The organism is Salipiger sp. ABN3_019 (assembly GCF_056158605.1).
Genome location: NZ_JBSWTP010000009.1, coordinates 2109730 through 2125491, shown reverse-complemented (window position 1 = coordinate 2125491; position 15762 = coordinate 2109730). Strand labels below are relative to the sequence as shown.

Here is a 15762-nt window from a genome sequence, read left to right as displayed (position 1 = left end):
TATAAGGATATTGAACATGTACGACTCGCCATTGAGGAAGACCGAAGTGGATACCAACGCTAGCAAGATTTCCGCCCGTGACGTGCAGGTCTATTATGGGGACACGCACGCCATCAAGGACGTCAATGTCGAGATCCTCGACAAGACCGTGACCGCCTTCATCGGTCCTTCGGGCTGCGGCAAATCCACCTTCCTGCGCACTCTGAACCGGATGAACGACACGATCGACATCTGCCGCGTCGAAGGGCTCATCGAGCTCGACGGCGAGGACATCTATGACAAGCGTGTCGACCCGGTGCAGCTGCGCGCCAAAGTGGGCATGGTGTTCCAAAAGCCGAACCCGTTCCCCAAGTCGATCTACGACAACGTCGCTTACGGGCCGAAAATCCACGGGCTGGCCAAGAACAAGGCCGAGCTTGACGAGATCGTCGAGAAGGCCCTGCGCCGCGGCGCCATCTGGGATGAGGTGAAGGACCGTCTCGACGCGCCGGGCACCGGCCTTTCGGGCGGCCAGCAGCAGCGTCTGTGCATCGCCCGCGCCGTGGCCACCGAGCCCGAGGTGCTGCTGATGGACGAGCCCTGCTCGGCGCTCGACCCGATCGCCACCGGTCAGGTCGAGGAACTGATCGACGAGCTGCGCGAGAACTACTCGGTGGTGATCGTGACCCACTCCATGCAGCAGGCTGCGCGGGTCAGCCAGAAGACCGCCTTCTTCCACCTCGGCAATCTCGTGGAATACGGCGACACCTCGCAGATCTTCACCAACCCCGTGGATCCCCGCACGGAATCCTACATCACCGGACGGATCGGATAAGTCATGAGTGACGAGCTGAAGAAACACATCGCCTCGGCCTTCGACCGCGACCTCGAGGGCATTCAGGCGCAGATCCTCAAGATGGGCGGTCTTGTCGAGGCGGCGATCCATGATGCCGCGCTCTCGCTCGAGAGCCGCGACGAGGAACTGGCACAGAAGGTCGTCGCCGGTGACAAGGCGATCGACGAGCTCGAAGAGCTGCTCAACGAGGAAGCCGCGCGGGTGATCGCGCTGCGCGCCCCCACCGCCCGCGACCTGCGCGTGGTGCTTTCGGTGATGCGGATGTCGGCCAACCTCGAGCGGATCGGCGATCTGTCGAAGAACATGGCCAAGCGCACCTCGGTGCTCTCGCAACTGGCGCAGATCGAAGGCTCGGCCACCGCGCTGCGCCGCATGTCGCGCGAGGTCGAGCATATGCTCAAAGACGGGCTCGACGCCTACATCCGCCGCGATGAGGCGCTGGCCAAAGACGTTATCGAGCGCGACCGCGATGTGGACCAGATGTACAACACGCTGTTCCGCGAGTTCCTGACCTTCATGCTCGAGGATCCGCGCAACATCACCTCCTGCATGCATCTGCATTTCATCGCCAAGAACGTCGAGCGCATGGGCGACCATGTGACCGCCATCGCCGAGCAGGTGATCTTCCTCGCCACCGGCGAGATGCCGCATGAGGGTCGGGTGAAAGAAGACCGCACCTCCTCCGACCCGGCGCTCAGCGCCGATGCGGGCAAGGAGTGAGGCATGGCCGCTGATCAACCCACGGTTCTGGTGGTCGAGGATGAGGCCGCGCAGCGCGAGGTGCTGCGCTACAACCTCGAGGCCGAGGGCTTCCGCGTCGCCGCCGCTGGCAATGGCGAAGAGGCGCTGGTGCTGCTCGACGAAGAGAACCCGGATGTGGTGGTGCTCGACTGGATGCTGCCCAACCTCTCGGGGATCGAGGTCTGCCGCCAGATCAAGACCCGCACCGAGACCCGCAGCCTGCCGGTGATCATGCTCTCGGCGCGTTCCGAAGAGGTTGATCGCATTCGCGGCCTCGACACCGGCGCCGACGATTATGTGGTCAAACCCTACAGCCTGCGCGAGTTGATGGCGCGGGTGAAGGCGCAGCTGCGCCGCGCGCGCCCCTCGGCGGCCGGGCTGCGGCTGGAGTTCGAGGACATCGTGCTCGACGCCGAAACCCACCGTGTGATGCGCGGCGGGCAGGAACTGAAGCTCGGCCCGACCGAGTTCCGCCTGCTCTCCACCTTCATGGAAAAGCCCGGCCGCGTCTGGTCGCGCGAGCAGTTGCTCGACCGGGTCTGGGGCCGCGACATCTATGTGGACACGCGCACCGTCGACGTGCACATCGGCCGGCTGCGCAAGGCGCTCGGCGCCCATGGCGGCGAGGATCCGCTGCGCACCGTGCGCGGCGCCGGCTACGCGCTCGGCTGAGCGCGCACCTCACACCCCACAGCGAAAAGGGCGGCCCTAGGGCCGCCCTTTTCTTGTCCGCGCTTCTTCTCTTTTAAAATACGCCGGGGGAGTCCGCGGCAGCGGACGGGGGCAGCGCCCCCATCGCGATGGGCGTCAGCCCGCCGCGCCCGCGGTATCCACATCCACCACGACCGAAAAGCCGGGCCGCAGCGCCTGCGCATCCTGTCCCTCGTCGATGGAAATACGAACCGGCAGCCGCTGCGCGATCTTGGTGAAATTGCCCGTGGCGTTGGACCCCGACAGCAGGCTGAATTCCGAGGCGGCGGCGGGCGAGAAGCCCTGCACATGCCCCGCAAAGGCGCGCCCGCCAAGCGCGTCCACGGTAAAGCGCACGGGCTGTCCCGCCTGCAGCCCGTGCAGCGCGGTTTCCTTGAAGTTGGCGATCACCCACAGATCGGTGCCCACATGGCTCACCAGCGTGGTGCCCGCCGTCGCATATTGGCCCACATGCGCCGAGACCTGACCAAGGCGGCCATCCGCCGGGGCGCGGATCTCGGTGTGGTTAAGGTCGATCTGCGCCAGTTCCACCGCCGCCTCGGCGCTTTCCACATCCGCGTTGCGCGCGGCGATCTGGAGCTTTGCGCTTGCGGTGGCCTCGCGCTGGACCTGAAGCTGCGCCTCGGCCTGCCGCACAGAAGCCTGCGCCTGCCGCAGCGCAAGATCGGTCTGGTCGGCGCTGGACTGGGACGTCACGCCGCGCTCGCGCAGCTTGTCCATCCGCTCGGCGTCGGTCTGCGCGGTCTCCAGCGTCGATTGCGCCGAGGCGAGCGCGGCCTCTGCCGCATGCTCGCTGGCCACCGCCGAGCTGACGCTCTGTTTCGCCACATCGACGGCGGCCTTGGCGGAGGCCAGCGTCGCCTGCGCCTGTGAGAGTTTCTGGCGATAGCTCGACGGGTCGATGCGCGCGATCAGATCGCCTTGCTTGACGGTCTGGAAGTCGCTCACGTCGACCTCGGAGAGATAGCCCGAGAGCTGCGGCGCGATCTGCGTGACCTTGCCGCGCAGATAGGCGTTTTCGGTCGAGGGATGGGCGGCGGCAAACGGCGGCAGGTGCCATGCAAACAGCAGCAGCAGCACACCGGCGATGCCGATCGCCGAGGCGATGAGGGTCGGGAGGGAGAGGAATTTCTTCATTGTTCTTGCTCGGATGGGTCAGGAGGGTTGCGGCTCTGGCTGGGTGTCTTGCTCGGTGTCGGGCCGGGCAAGGCGCGCCGCCAGCCAGTCGCGGAAGATGTGCAGCACCAGCGCCACGAGCGACGCCAGCGCCACGAGAGAGATCATGAAATAGCCGTCGTTATAGGCCATCACATAGGCTTGGCTCGAGGCGGTGCTGGCCAGTTGCGACACAGCCTGCGCCTTGAGTTGCGCGCTGTCGGCGATCTGCGGCGCAAGCTGCTGCATGCTGGCGGCGATGCTCTGCGCGGTCATCGGATCGGCGCTGGTGAGTTCCTCGCGCAGTACCTGCAGGTGGAAGGCCTGCCGCTCGTTGATCAAGGAACGGAAGATGCCCGAGCCGAGGATGCCGCCAACGCTCTGGGTGACCAGAAAGACGATGACGAAAGAAAGCAGATACATCGGCCCTTTGCTCAGCGCGGCGATCAGCCCCTTCATCATCGCGGGCGCCATGAAGAGCATCGAGGCGAAGGCGATCAGCGTCTGGCTCACATACATCTGCTCGGGCCGGGTCTGCAGCGTCGAGGCGCTGTCCATCCACGCGCCAAACGCGATGAGCGCCAGCGAGACGAAGTGATAGGCAGGCTCGCGTCCGGGCTTCATCCACCCCACGCAGGCCAGCGCGCCCATGGCGGTGCCCGCAAGGATCATGGTGAACAGTCCGGTCATCTGCGCGCTGCCCAGCCCCAGCGCCTGGAACAGCGCCGGCGCGCCGGTGCTCTGCTCTGACAGCAGCAGGCGGAACAGGAACAGCGTGAAGGCAAGGTGCAGCATCGCCGGGGTCAGCAGCCAGCGGATGTCGATCAGCGGCGCGTCGCGGTGCAATTCGAGGATTACCGCCAGCGTCAGGCACAGCACAGAGGCCGCCAGCAGCCAGCCGAGCCAGGGCAGGGCGGTCCACCAGTGGATCGGCCCCATGATGAAGCCGGTGACCAGCCCGCCGAGGCCGATCGCGATCAGCCCGAAACTGAGGAAATCGGCGCGCTGGATCACCTTGCTGCGCGGCATCGGTCCCATCGGCAGCAGGTAGACCAGCATCAGGCAGACCATCGACAGGCCCAGCGTGGTGAAATGGATGCCCGCCAGCCCGCCATCGCCGATCAGCCACGGCGAGACCACCCGCGCCAGCGTCGGCCCGGAGGTCAGCAGCATCAGCGCGATCGGCAGTCCGAGGCGCAGCTTCCACTGCTGTGCAAGCGGCTCGAGGATATAGAGAAACGCCAGCGTCGAGAGCGGCGCGGCGGCTATCCCCGAGAGGAACTCGATCACCACCGCCGAGCGCAGATCGGTGATCCACAGCGAGATGAAGGCCACCACCACATAGACCGCGATGCCGATCTCGGCGAAGCGCCGCAGCCCGTATTGGGTGCGCAGCTTGATCAGCATGATGGTCAGCGAAGCGCGGGGGATCATATAGGCGGCCATGAGCCAGCTGGCCTGCGCCGTGGTGATCCCAAGATCGCCGGCGATCTGCGGCAGGTTGGTGGAGATGAACCCCTGTCCCAGCCCCTGCGTCACACCGATGGTGAGCGAGGCGCCGATATAGGGCAGCGCGCGGCGCAGGGGCATGCCCGGCGCGGGCGGCGGCGGTGCGGCCGGTTGTGATGCGGCCGGTTCTGGTGCGGCCGGTGTCGGCGTGTCGGAAGGGGGCTCCTCCGCGCGCTCCGGCTTCTGGTTTTCTGTGGTTTGGTCGGTCATTCGGAAGTCAGCTTGGTTGCGTTGAGCGCGATGCGTTCCAGCACTTCGCAGGCGAGGTCCTGATCCTCAGGTGAGATCCCGTCGAGAAGGTCGGCGCGCACGCGCCCGAGAAAACAGGTGATGCGGCTCGATCTGGCCTTGTCGGTGAGATGCAGCGCGCGTTTGCGGGCGTCGCCGTCGAGCGCCCGGCGCTCGATGAAGCCCTGCGCCTCCAGCGCGTCGATCTGGCGCTTGAGCGCCGGGGCCTCGATGCGCAGCACGCAGGCCAGTTCCGCCTGCGTCGCGCCCTCGTGCCGTGCCAGTTCCGACACCACCCGCGCCCGCGAGAAGGTCAGCCCGAGGTCCTGCGCGCTGGCATCATAGTGTGTGCGGATCTCGCGCGTGGCGGCGAGCAGAGCTTCAAGTACGCGTGTAGACTGGCGGGCGTCGGAGGTGTGGGAGGTATCGGACATGAGGTTGGGCCGGGTTACTGCGGTTGCTTAATAGGATTGGTACTTAACAGGGTAAGTAGTTTCCGCAAGCGGGGCTCACGCAGGCGTGACCCTGCGGCAGGCTTGGGGTGATGGGTTGAAAGAAATGGGGCTCTGCCCCGTCCGCTTGCGCGGACTCCCCGGGATATTTGTCTCTAGACGAAGGGTGCGGGGCGTGGGTCTTCGTCTAGATCAAAATATCCCCGCCGGAGGCAGACCATAAAGCGCCGCCAGAAACCACGACCGGGCATTGCGCTGAGAGGAATTTGCGGCTCCAGGGGTTGCGCGCTCACGGGAACGGGAGTATAGGCGCGCCCACGAGAACGCCACAGGCGGGGTCGGGCCTTTGGGGGAGACATCCCCAAGCGTCCACCGGTTGTCCCAAAAGGATGAGCCCCCGCTGAGGATTTATGAAACCGGAAAGGATATACGGACATGGCTCTCCCCGAGTTCACCATGCGCCAGCTGCTTGAAGCAGGCGTGCACTTTGGTCACCAGACGCAGCGTTGGAACCCCCGCATGGGCGAGTTCATCTACGGCGCGCGCAACGGCATCCACATCATGGACCTGACGCAGACCGTCCCGATGCTGGACGCTGCGCTGAACGCGATCCGCGAAACCGTCGCCAAAGGCGGCTCGGTGCTCTTCGTTGGCACCAAGCGTCAGGCAGCTGGCCCGATCGCCGAAGCCGCAGAGAAATGCGCACAGTTCTACATGAACCACCGCTGGCTGGGCGGCACGCTCACCAACTGGCAGACCGTTTCGCAGTCGATCCAGCGTCTGAAGACCATCGACGAGCGCATGGAAACCGGCGCAGAAGGCCTCACCAAGAAAGAGCGCCTCGGCATGGAGCGTGACCAGGCGAAGCTTCAGGCATCGCTCGGCGGTATCCGCGAAATGGGCGGCCTGCCCGACATGCTCTTCGTCATCGACGTCAAGAAAGAAGCGCTGGCCGTGGCCGAAGCCAACAAGCTGGGCATCCCGGTTGTCGCCATCGTCGACACCAACTGCTCGCCCGAAGGCGTGGACTACATCATCCCCGGCAACGATGACGCGGCACGCGCCATCTCGCTCTACTGCGACCTCGTTTCGCGCGCAGCCCTGGATGGCATGACCGGCCAGATGGAAGCGGCAGGCGTTGACCTCGGCGCTCTGGAAGACGCACCGGCAGAAGAGCTGCTCGCCGACGCGAACGCAGGCAAGTAAGCCATCCGCGCCTGCCGCGCCCCCGTGCGGGGCGGGCGCACCACGCTCTCGCGCGTCCCATGGGTCAGTTCCCTGGGCCTGTCGCGAAAGCGTCACGAATTCATGACAGGAGCGGGTGGCCCGGGGCAGGGCCGCCCCACCGAATTTGAGATGAGGAGAGCCGAGATGGCGATCACTGCTGCACAGGTTAAAGAACTGCGCGAGATGACCGGCGCAGGCATGATGGATGCCAAAAAAGCGCTGACCGAGACCGATGGCGACATGGAAGCCGCGGTTGACTGGCTGCGCACCAAGGGCCTCGCGAAAGCTGCGAAGAAATCCGGCCGCACCGCCGCAGAGGGCCTCGTGGCCGTTGAGGTTGAAGGTGGCGTGGGTGTTGCCGTCGAGGTGAACGCCGAGACCGACTTCGTTGCCAAGAACGCCGAATTCCAGGGCATGGTCCGCGACATCGCTGGCGCCGCTCTGAAAGTGGACAGCGTGGAAGCGCTGGCCGACGCAGAGATCGAAGGCAAGAAAGTCTCCGAGCTGGTCACCGACAAGATCGCCAAGATCGGCGAGAACATGACCCTGCGCCGGATGGCCAAGATCGAAGGCGAAGTCGTCGCCACCTACGTGCACAACGCAGCAGCGCCCGGCCTCGGCCAGATCGGCGTGCTGGTTGCCATGACCGGCGGCAGCGAAGAGTTCGGCAAGCAGGTCGCGATGCACATCGCAGCTGCCAACCCGGCCTCGCTGAACGAAGCTGAGCTGGACCCGGCGGTTGTCGAAAAAGAGCGTCAGGTTCAGATCGACATCGCCAAGGAATCCGGCAAGCCGGACGCCGTGATCGAGAAGATGATCGTCGGCCGCATGAAGAAGTTCCTTGCCGAAGTGACCCTGCTGGGTCAGCAGTTCGTGGTGAACCCCGATCTGACCGTCGAGCAGGCTGCGAAAGAAGCTGGTGCCGAGATCACCGGTTTCATCCGTCTGCAGGTCGGCGAAGGCATCGAGAAAGTCGAAGAAGACTTCGCGGCAGAAGTGGCCAAAGCCGCTCAGGGCTAAGCCCGCTCCGGGGCCATCTCGGCCCCGCTGCCGAAAGATCGAGAGGCGTCCCATCCGGGGCGCCTCTTTTGCTTTGGTTCATTGTGCCGCGCAGCGGGGCGCGCAGGGCCGGATGCTCGAAGGTGCCAGAGGCCCATGCAGGTCCATGCGTGAGCCGGGGCAGGGGCAATGGGCCAGAACGAACGTTCTTCTACGAGGGCTTCGTGTTTGGGCGAATTTCGCCTGCCAGATGTGGGCCGAACGAGGGCCAGACGGGGGCTGAAAACAAGAGCGGAGCCGCTCCTTGGAGCGACCCCGCAACCTGTGTTTCTCGGCACCCCAATACATTTGGGGATGAGGCCGGAGTGCCAAGACAGGCGTGCCAAGCCGAGCCCAAGCGGAAATTGCGAGGGACCGATCTGGCTCCGGTATAAACCGGGAGGCTGGCAGAGCCCCGAAATTGCGGGGAGTGACAGTCTCGGGTTCCTATGGCCAAAGCCACCACTCACGGAACATGAGTGAGTGTGCAACGGACTGACGCTAAGTAAAAGAGGGGTGATGCAGCGCGAGGCACTTTAGAGCGCATTCCCGGGCATTTCCGGCCACAGTTTCCAGTTTTTCAAATGTCGCCATAAGCAAACGCAAAAAAGAACACGCGCGATGCGTGCTCTGGGGGCATTGTTTCGATGTCCGATTCGAATTTGTCGCTCTGTTAATTCAGGCGCTCTTATATATCCAAAATGAACATTTGGTTGAGAAATGTCGCCTTAGCGACAGCTTGTGCGCTGGTTTCTACGTTCAGTGTGTCTCTTGCGCGACGCAAGTGCTTTTCCACAGTCGCCTGCGTCAGCCCCATGATTTGTGCAATGTCCTGAGTGGTTTTGCCGTCGCCGACCCATTCCAGTGCCTCGCGCTGGCGCGGCGTCAAACTCTGATCGGGCGGGATGTAGGGCAGGGTGAGCACGCGCAGGTGGAGTACATTGTTGCACAGCAAAATGGTCTCGCCATGGGCAGCCCAGATCCGCTCGACCTGGTCCTGCGTCATGCCGGGCCGCGCGGTCAGCGCGATTGCGCCCTTGGCCCGATGCGAAAGTGATTTAAAACCAATGGTGTAGCCCGCGGTGACCTGTTTGGACGCGTTGAACGCCACGACCCGCCGCGCATCTTCCGACAGCTCGCCCCGCTCGAGCGCCGCGGCTGTTCGGCTCCAAGAGCGCGGGCCTTCGTTCTCCAGCGCCCAGCGGACCATGGGAGAATGACGATAGAGCCCGTTGCCGATGAACTCGCGCGTGTAATCGGGCCGGTGGTTGGTCAGAACGAGGAAATCATTGGGATCGCCCAGCGAGGTCGGCGTGCGATAGCGGGTGAACCCGTAAAGCAGACGATCGAACCCATATCCGGCCATTTTCGCAACATGCATGGACCATGCGGTCTCGATGCTGGAGGCATTGGTGAGTGCCAGAAGATGGGCCCGATCATCCGGGGTCATGAGCGTGTCACTCCAAGTGGGACACCAGCGCATCCATGGCCAGCGTGTAGCCGCGCGCACCGAAGCCGCAGATCACGCCAAGCGCGACCTTGGCGATATAGCTGGTGTGGCGAAAGCTTTCGCGGGCGTGAACATTCGACAGGTGTAATTCGATCGTCGGAACTTCTGCCGAGCTGATCGCATCCATCAGAGCGACCGAAGTATGCGTGTAAGCGCCGGCGTTGAGAATGATACCATCTTTGGTGCCGCGCGCGGCATGGATCGCGTCGATCAGCGCGCCTTCATGGTTGCTCTGAGCGAAATCCAAGGTGACGCCGATCTTTTCCGCGTGAGCGCGGCACATGGCCTCGACGTCGGCCAGCGTGGTGCGGCCATAGACTTCGGGCTGGCGCTGGCCAAGCAGGTTGAGGTTCGGGCCGTTCAGAATGAGCAGCGAGTGCATGGGCAAGTCTCCGGTAATTCCCGCCCAGATAGCGCGGGCGTGATCGGCTTGTCCAGAAATCCCGCTAGCGGAGCCTGTCTTGGCGATGATGCCGGTGGCGGCGCAGCAGCAGTGCGGCGGCCAGCGCGACGGCGAGCGCGGCGAGCAGCGTGGTTACATCGCTCGAGAGCTGGGCGATCTGCGGGATGAAAGGCGCGAAGGCCGCGCCGAGGCCCATATAGGCGCTGACCCAGACCAGTTCTCCGGCGAGATCGGCCAGCGCGAAGCGCAGCCATGGCAAGCCGCCAGCGCCAGCCACCAGATTCATCGCGGGGCCAAGCGGCGCGATCAGCCAGCGCGTCAGAAACACCGCCATGGCGCCGCGCTCGGCCAGCAGCGCCAGCGCGCGCTCCAGCGTCGGCCCTTGGCGCGCGGCCAGCCGGCCGCCAAGCAGCCGCGTGCCCAGCAGACGCCCAAGCCAATATCCCAGCTGATCGCCCAGCAAAGCCGCGCAGAGCGCGGTGAGCGCCGTGGCGACAATGGGCAGCTCACCAGCGGCAGCCAGCGTGCCCGCGACAAGAACCATCAGCGAGCCCGGCGCCATCGGCAGTCCGAGCGAGGCCAGCATGATGGTTCCGCCAAGCACCGGCAGACCCAGCTCGGGCAGCAGCGCGAGGATCGTATCGCTGAGGCTGCCCGTGACATCGCTCATTGCTTCTCGGCCTCGATCACGGCGCCAACCTCGGCGAGAAGCTGCGCCAGTGGCTCGTTGCGCGTCGCGGCGATCTCCTCAAGGCTCAGCGGCTCGCCGGGCTGCGGCGACAGCCCAAGCGCCGGGCCGAGGCTGCGGTGTGGCAACTGATGCGAACGCTCGAGATAGCCAAGCGTCATCCAGCCCTCGGGAGTGACATTGCGATGCGCCGGATCGGCCCAATAGAGCGCGTGACGCACGGTGCGGACGCCGACAAAGACCGCTGCGGCAAGGGCAAGGGCGATAATCGCGATGAGGATGGGACGTGCGGGATTTCGGCGCATACCACCAGAATGCGGAGATTTTCGCGCCGCGTCAAAGGGCTATCTGGTCTTTCTCAGTGCCACGCATCTGCAGTTTAAGTACATAATACCAATTATGAGAATCGCTATAGTGGGAAAGGCACATTCTAAACTCCGTTGCGACAATTCCCCTATCTTTCTGGAAAGTAAGGAGAACGGATGATGGCGCACACAGAGTTAGACCTTCGTGAACGGCGCAGTATCGAAGACATGCTGAACGCAAAGCTGCCAGTCAGTAGGATTGCCGCTGAACTCGGCCGTCACAGGTCCAGCGTCTACCGAGAGATCAAGCGCAATAGTTTTGTCGCTGACGAGCTGCCGGAGCTGAACGGCTACTATGGTGTCGTGGCGCAAAAATCAGCGACCGCGCGTCGCGCAAGGCGACGCAAGCTCATCAGGCTTCCTGCCTTGCGTGAGGCCGTGATCGACCGGTTGAAGGAAGGTTGGTCTCCGGAGCAAGTTGCGGGGCGTCTTGCCTTTGAGGGTCACGAGACCCGCATCAGCCATGAAACCATCTATGCCTGGGTCTACGGCCCCGAGGGTCGTGCCGAAGAGTTGGCGCGACATTTGCCGAGGCGGCGCCAGAAACGCAGGCCCCGGTATGCACGGCGTTCCCGCAACCAGGTCTTTCCTCCCGAACGCTCGATCCATCAGCGACCAGAATACGTTAAAGCACGGGAAACATTTGGTGAATGGGAAGGTGATCTGATGATCTTCGAGCGCGCACAAGGCTCGATGAACGTCGCGGCGCTGGTCGAGAGAAAGACCCGCTTCGCAGTCCTGTTCCGGAACAACGATCGCAGCTCCACGCATTTCATGAACAGCTTGATGAACGTGATGACACCGCTGCCTCAGGCGGCGCGCAAGTCGATCACCTTCGACCGTGGGTTCGAGTTTCGCGACTGGCGAAAGCTCGAGGCCGGCATCGGGACAACCGCCTGGTTCTGCGACCCGCAGGCACCCTGGCAGAAAGGTTCGGTGGAAAACCTGAACGGACGTGCCCGCCGCGTCCTGCCCCGTGATACGCCTCTCGCATCGCTATCAACACCCCAGATGAAGGAGATCAGCGAGAGACTGAATGCGACACCGCGAAAGTGCCTCGGATGGCGCACGCCAACGGAAGCCTTCAGAGAAGAAATGGTGAAACTGAGATAGCGGAACCTGTCGCAACCACCCTTGAGCTCACAAAATCGAGGTGGGAATTTTGGTGTCCCCACCTCGAATTTTGGTCAGACGCGCACCAGCTGCTTGCCCAGATTGGCGCCGCTCATCATGCGCAGGAATGCTTCGGGCATGCGCTCGAACCCCTCCAGAACGTCCTCACGGTAGCGGATATGCCCCGCGGCCTGCCATTTGCGCAGATGCCGGAACGCCTCGTCGCGCTTGTGCCACCAGTCGAAGACCACCAAGCCCTCGACCCGTGCGCGCGTCACGATCAGCCGCGCGCTGGCCCTGAGGCCGATGTCCTCGCTCGCGGGCTTGTCGACCACCGCGATGCGACCGCAGATCACCACACGCGCCCGCGTCGCCAGTTGCGCCAGCACGATGTCGTGGATGGTGCCGCCGGTGTTGTCCCAGAAAACATCGACGCCCTCCGGGCACGCCTCTGCCAGCGCCTCGGCGAGCTTTGGGTCGCGGTGCGAGATCGCAACGTCAAAGCCCAACTCACGGCAATAGTTCAGCTTTTCCTCGCTGCCTGCGATCGCCACGACGCGCGCGCCCATCAGTTTTGCGATCTGGCCCACAAGCTGTCCCACAGCGCCCGAGGCTGCCGAGACGACCACGGTTTCACCCGGCAGCGGCCGCGCGATCTCGGTCAGCCCAACATAAGCCGTCAGCCCCGGCATCCCGAGCCACGACAGCGCCGCCTGCGCCGGAACCCCTTCGGGCACCCGGTTCGTGGCCTGAGCGCCCGGCAGATCCGGGCTCAGCACCGCATGGGTCTGCCAGCCAAACCTCATGCTTTCGGCCATGTCGCCGACCTTCCAGCCCGGATGCGCCGAAGCGATCACCTCACCGACACCGCCGCCCTGCATCAGCCCTCCGGGCGCAACACCGGCGGTGTAATTGGCCCCAGGAGCGATCCGCCCGCGCATATAAGGATCAAGCGAAAGCCACTGGGTTTTCACAAGAATTTGCCCTGGCTCAAGCTCTGGGATCGGCGCGTCTTCGAGCCGCCAGACGTCCTCGGTTGCCGCGCCCTGCGGATAGTGATCAAGCACCCATCGGCGGTTCATCATGGCTCTATTCCTCCCAAATCCGGCGCGTTCATGCGTGTTTCCGCCGAAGCGCTAGCAGCCGTGCGGCTTTGCATCAATGCTCTTGCCCCGGCGCGCACGCTCGGTCACAAGGACAGAATGAACAGCGCCCCCGATATCCTTTGCATCGGCTCCGTCCTGTGGGATGTGATTGGCCGATCCGCCAGCCATATGCGTCAGGGCTCGGACGTGCCCGGACGTATCACCCGCCTGCCCGGCGGCGTCGCGATGAACATCGCGATGACCCTGACGCGCTTTGGTCTGAAGCCCGGACTGCTTAGCGCGGTCGGTCAGGACCCCAACGGGCACGAGCTTGTCGATGCCTGTGAGCGGCTTGGGTGTATCACGGAATTTCTGTATCGTTCCGAGGACTTGCCGACCGATATTTACATGGCGGTTGAAGGTGCGAACGGGCTGATCGCGGCGATTGCCGACGCGCATTCGCTGGAACAGGCCGGTGCGCGTATCCTAGCGCCGCTGATCGACGGCCCGCTTGGTCAGACCGATGCGCCATGGAGCGGGCCGGTCGCGCTCGACGGCAATCTCACCGAGGCGCTGCTGGAGGAAATCGTCCGCCTGCCCGCCTTCCGCGCCGCCGACCTGCGCATCGCCCCGGCGAGCCCCGGTAAGGCCGAGCGTCTGACGCCCTTCCTGCGCGCGGGACGCGGCGTGCTTTATGTGAATCTCGAAGAAGCCGGCCTTCTGTGCATGCAGAGCTTTGACGATGCCAAGACCGCGGCGGCTGCGCTGATCGAGCGCGGCGCGGCACGTGCGCTGGTCACCGATGGCGGCAAGCCCGCCGCCGATGCCACCGCCGAGGGCGTCGTGTCCGAATGTCCGCCCGAGGTGCTGGTGACCCGTGTCACCGGCGCGGGCGACACTTTCATGGCGGCGCATATCGCCGCCGAACTGCGCGGCGCTGACCGTGCCACCGCGCTGCATGAAGCGCTGGAGGCCGCCGCAACCTACGTATCCGGAGATATCGCTTCATGAGCCTCGTGCATCTGTCCGCCCCCGTTGCCGACGCGCTGGAAAACGGCGCGCCCGTGGTGGCGCTGGAATCCACCATCATCACCCACGGTATGCCTTGGCCGCAGAACCTCGAGATGGCGCGCAAGGTCGAGCAGACCATCCGCGACGGCGGCGCCACGCCCGCGACCATCGCGGTGCTCGACGGCAAGCTCTGCGTAGGGCTCGACGATGCGCAGCTTGAGAATCTGGCGCAGACCAAACACGCGGCGAAGCTCTCGCGCGCCGATATGGCGGTTTGCATGGCGCGCGGCGGCACCGGCGCCACCACCGTTGCGGCGACGATGATTGCGGCGCGGCTCGCGGGGATCGAGGTTTTTGCCACCGGCGGCATTGGCGGCGTGCATCGCGGTGCCGAGCAGAGCTTTGACATCTCGGCCGACCTGCAGGAACTGGCGCAGACCCCGGTGACCGTGATCGCGGCCGGCGCAAAGGCGATCCTCGACCTTTCGAAGACGCTGGAAGTGCTTGAAACCCTTGGTGTTCCGGTGATCGCCTTTGGTCAGGACCACCTGCCCGCCTTCTGGTCGCGTGAGGCTGGTCTGGCGGCGCCGCTGCGGCTCGATACTCCCAAGCAGATCGCCGAGGCGCAGCGGATGCGCGCGGCCTTGGGGCTTCCGGGTGGCCAGCTTGTCGCCAATCCGATCCCGCCCGCGGCGGAAATCCCGCGCGACACCATGATGCCGATCATCCAGCGCGCCATGGAAGATGCCACAACGCACGGCATCCACGGCAAAGCTGTGACGCCCTATCTGCTGCAGCGCATCTTCGAGCTGACCGAAGGCCGCTCGCTGGAGAGCAACATCGAACTGGTGCTCAACAACGCCAAGCTGGGCGCTGCGATCGCTTCGGAACTGAGCGCCCTGCCCCGAAGCTGACATCACAGGCTCGCGCGCCCATTGTGAAGCGGCGCGCGAGTGCCTAGGTTGGTGCGGTAACTTCTTTTTCCGGACCACGAATGAACACCCCCTTCGACGAAAAGCCGCGCCGTCCCGGCATCTTTGCGAGCCTCCGGGCCAGCTTCCTCACCGGGCTGGTGGTGATCGCGCCGGTCGGCCTGACGGTCTGGCTGATCTGGACCCTGTTTGGCTGGGTCGATGGCTTTGTGCTGCCGCTGGTGCCGCAGCGGTTCAATCCCGAGGAATACATCGGGATCAACCTGCGCGGCGTCGGGGTGATCTTCTTCCTTGTCTTCACCATCGTGGTGGGCTGGGTCGCCAAGGGCCTCATCGGCCGCTCGGCGATCCGCTTTGCCGAAACGCTCGTGGACCGGACCCCGGTGGTGCGCTCGATCTATTCCGGCATCAAGCAGATCGCCGAGACGGTGTTTGCCCAGACCGAGCGCAGCTTTGAGAAGGCCTGCCTTGTGCAATACCCGCGCAAGGGCATCTGGGCGATCGGCTTCATCTCGACGCAGGCCAAGGGTGAGGTGCTGGAGAAATCCGACGTCACCGGAGAGCTTGTGTCGGTCTTCGTGCCGACCACGCCGAACCCCACCTCGGGCTTCCTGCTCTACTTCCCGGTCGAGGATGTGGTGGAACTGGAGATGAGCATCGAGGACGCTGCGAAACTGGTGATCTCCGCCGGTCTCGTCTATCCGCCCGAGAAACCCGGCGGCAAACCCAAGGTCGAGCCGGTGCGCCGCGCGAGCTGAG

17 protein-coding genes are annotated in these 15762 nt (G+C 64.4%); 9 read left to right on the top strand and 8 right to left on the bottom strand.

Translation table 11 applies throughout. The features are described from left to right. The first annotated feature begins 16 nt into the window (after positions 1 to 16). From pstB to phoB, 3 genes are read left to right on the top strand one after another with little or no spacing between them, the layout of a single operon-like run. Positions 17 to 814: a phosphate ABC transporter ATP-binding protein PstB gene (pstB, locus tag ACXAD2_RS18435; RefSeq protein WP_224904126.1), complete on the top strand. Its 798-nt coding sequence runs from the start codon at positions 17 to 19 to the stop codon at positions 812 to 814. A 3-nt stretch (positions 815 to 817) separates the two neighbouring features. After that, entirely contained in the window at positions 818 to 1555 is a 738-nt protein-coding gene (phoU, locus tag ACXAD2_RS18430; protein ID WP_066099963.1) for a phosphate signaling complex protein PhoU, read from the top strand. A 3-nt stretch (positions 1556 to 1558) separates the two neighbouring features. Further along, entirely contained in the window at positions 1559 to 2248 is a 690-nt protein-coding gene (gene phoB / locus ACXAD2_RS18425; protein ID WP_066099960.1) for a phosphate regulon transcriptional regulator PhoB, read from the top strand. A gap of 135 nt (positions 2249 to 2383) precedes the next feature. Here phoB and ACXAD2_RS18420 read toward each other — a convergent pair whose 3' ends face one another. From ACXAD2_RS18420 to ACXAD2_RS18410, 3 genes are all read right to left on the bottom strand, one after another. Beyond that, entirely contained in the window at positions 2384 to 3424 is a 1041-nt protein-coding gene (locus ACXAD2_RS18420) for an HlyD family secretion protein (protein ID WP_475172734.1), read from the bottom strand. An 18-nt stretch (positions 3425 to 3442) separates the two neighbouring features. After that, positions 3443 to 5032: an efflux MFS transporter permease gene (locus ACXAD2_RS18415; protein WP_475172731.1), complete on the bottom strand. Its 1590-nt coding sequence runs from the start codon at positions 5030 to 5032 to the stop codon at positions 3443 to 3445. A gap of 125 nt (positions 5033 to 5157) precedes the next feature. Next, positions 5158 to 5613 (bottom strand): MarR family winged helix-turn-helix transcriptional regulator, encoded by a 456-nt coding sequence (locus ACXAD2_RS18410; protein WP_475172728.1) that lies wholly within the window; start codon positions 5611 to 5613, stop codon positions 5158 to 5160. Between the two features lie 453 nt (positions 5614 to 6066). Here ACXAD2_RS18410 and rpsB point away from each other — a divergent pair, with 453 nt between their 5' ends. Both rpsB and tsf read left to right on the top strand, forming a co-directional pair. Further along, positions 6067 to 6837 (top strand): 30S ribosomal protein S2, encoded by a 771-nt coding sequence (rpsB, locus tag ACXAD2_RS18405; protein ID WP_066099950.1) that lies wholly within the window; start codon positions 6067 to 6069, stop codon positions 6835 to 6837. Positions 6838 to 7002: 165 nt separating this feature from the next. Then, complete coding sequence (gene tsf / locus ACXAD2_RS18400) at positions 7003 to 7878, top strand: translation elongation factor Ts (RefSeq protein WP_066099947.1); 876 nt, start codon at positions 7003 to 7005, stop codon at positions 7876 to 7878. Positions 7879 to 8584: 706 nt separating this feature from the next. On the opposite strand, the gene ACXAD2_RS18395 is transcribed toward tsf, so the two are convergent. The 4 genes from ACXAD2_RS18395 to ACXAD2_RS18380 all read right to left on the bottom strand — a co-directional run bounded on the left by ACXAD2_RS18395 (position 8585) and on the right by ACXAD2_RS18380 (position 10802). Beyond that, complete coding sequence (locus tag ACXAD2_RS18395) at positions 8585 to 9346, bottom strand: LuxR family transcriptional regulator (RefSeq protein ID WP_475172718.1); 762 nt, start codon at positions 9344 to 9346, stop codon at positions 8585 to 8587. A 7-nt stretch (positions 9347 to 9353) separates the two neighbouring features. After that, complete coding sequence (gene aroQ / locus ACXAD2_RS18390) at positions 9354 to 9788, bottom strand: type II 3-dehydroquinate dehydratase (protein WP_066099941.1); 435 nt, start codon at positions 9786 to 9788, stop codon at positions 9354 to 9356. Between the two features lie 64 nt (positions 9789 to 9852). Continuing rightward, positions 9853 to 10479 carry a DedA family protein gene (locus ACXAD2_RS18385; protein ID WP_475172713.1) on the bottom strand — a complete coding sequence of 209 codons (627 nt, stop codon included), beginning with the start codon at positions 10477 to 10479 and terminating at the stop codon, positions 9853 to 9855. Next, positions 10476 to 10802, bottom strand: coding sequence for a hypothetical protein (locus ACXAD2_RS18380; protein ID WP_475172711.1), 327 nt, complete (start codon positions 10800 to 10802; stop codon positions 10476 to 10478). The genes ACXAD2_RS18385 and ACXAD2_RS18380 overlap by 4 nt, the downstream gene beginning before the upstream one ends. A gap of 180 nt (positions 10803 to 10982) precedes the next feature. Here ACXAD2_RS18380 and ACXAD2_RS18375 point away from each other — a divergent pair, with 180 nt between their 5' ends. Next, positions 10983 to 11975, top strand: a complete 993-nt coding sequence (locus ACXAD2_RS18375) for an IS30 family transposase (protein WP_475174954.1) — start codon at positions 10983 to 10985, stop codon at positions 11973 to 11975. A 74-nt stretch (positions 11976 to 12049) separates the two neighbouring features. On the opposite strand, the gene ACXAD2_RS18370 is transcribed toward ACXAD2_RS18375, so the two are convergent. Next, positions 12050 to 13060, bottom strand: a complete 1011-nt coding sequence (locus tag ACXAD2_RS18370) for an NADP-dependent oxidoreductase (RefSeq protein ID WP_475172707.1) — start codon at positions 13058 to 13060, stop codon at positions 12050 to 12052. Positions 13061 to 13177: 117 nt separating this feature from the next. Between ACXAD2_RS18370 and ACXAD2_RS18365 the strand changes: the two genes are divergently transcribed. The 3 genes from ACXAD2_RS18365 (at position 13178) to ACXAD2_RS18355 (ending at position 15761) form a co-directional block, all read left to right on the top strand. Next, on the top strand, positions 13178 to 14071 hold the full coding sequence (locus ACXAD2_RS18365; RefSeq protein WP_164179596.1) for a PfkB family carbohydrate kinase: 894 nt from the start codon (positions 13178 to 13180) through the stop codon (positions 14069 to 14071). Then, positions 14068 to 14985 (top strand): pseudouridine-5'-phosphate glycosidase, encoded by a 918-nt coding sequence (locus ACXAD2_RS18360; RefSeq protein WP_475172702.1) that lies wholly within the window; start codon positions 14068 to 14070, stop codon positions 14983 to 14985. Before ACXAD2_RS18365 ends, ACXAD2_RS18360 begins: the two co-directional genes overlap by 4 nt. A gap of 80 nt (positions 14986 to 15065) precedes the next feature. Then, positions 15066 to 15761 (top strand): DUF502 domain-containing protein, encoded by a 696-nt coding sequence (locus tag ACXAD2_RS18355; protein WP_224900656.1) that lies wholly within the window; start codon positions 15066 to 15068, stop codon positions 15759 to 15761. Position 15762: the final 1 nt, after the last annotated feature.

Bases quoted from the DNA above. Each gene is read 5' to 3' on its own strand.
- pstB (WP_224904126.1), top strand. From the start codon at position 17: ATGTACGACTCGCCATTGAGGAAGACCGAAGTGGATACCAACGCTAGC.
- phoU (WP_066099963.1), top strand. From the start codon at position 818: ATGAGTGACGAGCTGAAGAAACACATCGCCTCGGCCTTCGACCGCGAC.
- phoB (WP_066099960.1), top strand. From the start codon at position 1,559: ATGGCCGCTGATCAACCCACGGTTCTGGTGGTCGAGGATGAGGCCGCG.
- ACXAD2_RS18420 (WP_475172734.1), bottom strand. From the start codon at position 3,424: ATGAAGAAATTCCTCTCCCTCCCGACCCTCATCGCCTCGGCGATCGGC.
- ACXAD2_RS18415 (WP_475172731.1), bottom strand. From the start codon at position 5,032: ATGCCCCTGCGCCGCGCGCTGCCCTATATCGGCGCCTCGCTCACCATC.
- ACXAD2_RS18410 (WP_475172728.1), bottom strand. From the start codon at position 5,613: ATGTCCGATACCTCCCACACCTCCGACGCCCGCCAGTCTACACGCGTA.
- rpsB (WP_066099950.1), top strand. From the start codon at position 6,067: ATGGCTCTCCCCGAGTTCACCATGCGCCAGCTGCTTGAAGCAGGCGTG.
- tsf (WP_066099947.1), top strand. From the start codon at position 7,003: ATGGCGATCACTGCTGCACAGGTTAAAGAACTGCGCGAGATGACCGGC.
- ACXAD2_RS18395 (WP_475172718.1), bottom strand. From the start codon at position 9,346: ATGACCCCGGATGATCGGGCCCATCTTCTGGCACTCACCAATGCCTCC.
- aroQ (WP_066099941.1), bottom strand. From the start codon at position 9,788: ATGCACTCGCTGCTCATTCTGAACGGCCCGAACCTCAACCTGCTTGGC.
- ACXAD2_RS18385 (WP_475172713.1), bottom strand. From the start codon at position 10,479: ATGAGCGATGTCACGGGCAGCCTCAGCGATACGATCCTCGCGCTGCTG.
- ACXAD2_RS18380 (WP_475172711.1), bottom strand. From the start codon at position 10,802: ATGCGCCGAAATCCCGCACGTCCCATCCTCATCGCGATTATCGCCCTT.
- ACXAD2_RS18375 (WP_475174954.1), top strand. From the start codon at position 10,983: ATGGCGCACACAGAGTTAGACCTTCGTGAACGGCGCAGTATCGAAGAC.
- ACXAD2_RS18370 (WP_475172707.1), bottom strand. From the start codon at position 13,060: ATGATGAACCGCCGATGGGTGCTTGATCACTATCCGCAGGGCGCGGCA.
- ACXAD2_RS18365 (WP_164179596.1), top strand. From the start codon at position 13,178: ATGAACAGCGCCCCCGATATCCTTTGCATCGGCTCCGTCCTGTGGGAT.
- ACXAD2_RS18360 (WP_475172702.1), top strand. From the start codon at position 14,068: ATGAGCCTCGTGCATCTGTCCGCCCCCGTTGCCGACGCGCTGGAAAAC.
- ACXAD2_RS18355 (WP_224900656.1), top strand. From the start codon at position 15,066: ATGAACACCCCCTTCGACGAAAAGCCGCGCCGTCCCGGCATCTTTGCG.